1 protein-coding gene is annotated in these 229 nt (G+C 43.7%); it reads right to left on the bottom strand.

Annotation, left to right across the window (positions count from 1 at the left end; translation table 11 throughout):
• A partial coding sequence (locus ACFVYJ_RS14010) for a DUF1054 family protein (RefSeq protein WP_463255494.1) occupies positions 1-229 on the bottom strand: 229 nt, incomplete at both ends.

The following is a 229-nucleotide window of genomic DNA, read 5'->3' as shown; positions in this document are numbered from 1 at the left end:
ATGAAAAGGTGGGTTTCCCACATGCCGATTTGGAAGTGAGGAAGCATTTTATATCCACGACGGTTATTGGCAAATGCTACCCACGTATCATTTGGAGGGTTCGTTGTCCGGCGTGCATGTTTTGCAACATGAGGAAACATTTCATTCCCGGTTAAATTGGCTAATGTAGGTGCAAAGTGTTCACCGAGCGCTTCCAGTTTTGGTCTAATATTTTCGATTAAAGCATCCA

Origin of the sequence: Pontibacter sp. JAM-7, assembly GCF_048548695.2 — a bacterium.
In the GTDB taxonomy this organism is placed as follows: Bacteria; Pseudomonadota; Gammaproteobacteria; order Pseudomonadales; family Balneatricaceae; genus Neptuniibacter.
Note: the sequence above shows the minus strand (reverse complement) of the source record. Positions and strands in the feature narration are given on the sequence as shown.